Annotated in this window: 2 protein-coding genes; one reads left to right on the forward strand and one right to left on the reverse strand. The window is 49.1% G+C overall.

Annotation, left to right across the window (positions count from 1 at the left end):
• Positions 1 to 207: 207 nt before the first annotated feature.
• Positions 208 to 762, reverse strand: coding sequence for a fasciclin domain-containing protein (locus OB13_RS18965; RefSeq protein ID WP_461491756.1), 555 nt, complete (start codon positions 760 to 762; stop codon positions 208 to 210).
• Between the two features lie 226 nt (positions 763 to 988).
• Between OB13_RS18965 and OB13_RS18970 the strand changes: the two genes are divergently transcribed.
• A partial coding sequence (locus OB13_RS18970) for a methyltransferase family protein (RefSeq protein ID WP_461491757.1) occupies positions 989 to 1,329 on the forward strand: 341 nt, incomplete at its 3' end.

The raw sequence follows: 1,329 nt of genomic DNA on the forward strand, positions 1-1,329 counted from the left end.
AATTTACAATTCCTGCACTTGTCTGATCGCTCACCGCTTCCTTTCCTTTCCCCCCCCCCCTCTACTTCTCTCTCTTCCGGATTATCATCAGAAAGAGCCAGGCCGCTTTTCAGGTATAGACCAGTAAAAAAACAGACCTGCTGGTCAGGCAGGTCTGTTGACAGGTAATACGGTCTTGTGAAGGAGATTAAATCCGAAAGTTCCGGTTTATTGTGGTAAAAGCACCTGGTCGATCACATGGATAACACCGTTGGAGGTAGGTATGGAAGCGAGTATGGTAGCGCCATTGACCGTGATCTTATCCCCGTTCACACCCATTGTTACACGGCCACCATTTACCTGGCCCAGGCTCTGCCCGTCCTCAAATCGGTCTGTGTTCAGTACGCCGACATACACGTGGTATTGCAGGATGTTACGCAGGTCGCTTCGCTTCTCAGGCTTGAGCAGTTCCTCTACGGTGCCTGCCGGCAGTTTCTCGAAGGCCTCGTTGATAGGTGCAAAAACAGTAAAAGGCCCCGCATTGGTTAACACATCTACCAGTTCGGCCACTTTTACGGCTGCGACCAGCGTGCTGTGGTCTGCTGAACCGGCAGCTACCTGCACGATGTTTTTCTGAGACTGGTCATCTGTAACTGCTGACTGTCCGCCGCTGTGTGGCTGTACTTCAGTTGCAGCAACTTCGTTTTCTGGCTGATCGGGGGAGCTGCAGGATGCCAAAAGCGCACCTGCTACAACGATAACTGCCCATGGTAAATTCTTCATATCACGATCCGGTTAAGTTTTAGGATGATGTAATATTACTGTAGATTTATACCTCCTAAAATGATCGGTATTAGCTCAAAAGATGACTTTGCTTAGTTATTTCAAGAAATCAGACAGAAAGTTAATATTGGCAGCTACCCGGGTCTGACCCCGGCTTTAAATTGTAGTATAAGAGTCTGTCTCTTCCGTATGGACAAACTCGGGCATAATTAACGTAATACAAAACATGAAAAATAAAACAGAACTCCGCGAAACCATATTCCGGCACCTGGATGGGATTGTGACGGCACCTACCGCTTTTGCCATGCATGAGAAAGGCGTGCTGGATTACCTGCTTTCAAAACAAGAGGCCTCACTCGAGGAACTGGTCACCACCTTTCAAGCAAACGAAGGCTACCTAAATGTAGCCTTGCGCGTACTCTCTTCCCAGGGCTGGTTGGAGCAGCAGCTGGATAATGAAACAGCGGCCATTTCCTACCGGCTGACTGACCGGGGAGCCATCGCCTTCCCCTTGGTATACCTGTACAAAGATGTGGTGCAGCTGATGAAGCTCGCTGGCAAATTCCA

It is taken from the genome of Pontibacter sp. HJ8 (assembly GCF_054824225.1).

Coding starts and splice junctions, on each gene's coding strand:
- OB13_RS18965 (WP_461491756.1), bottom strand. CDS start 762: ATGAAGAATTTACCATGGGCAGTTATCGTTGTAGCAGGTGCGCTTTTG.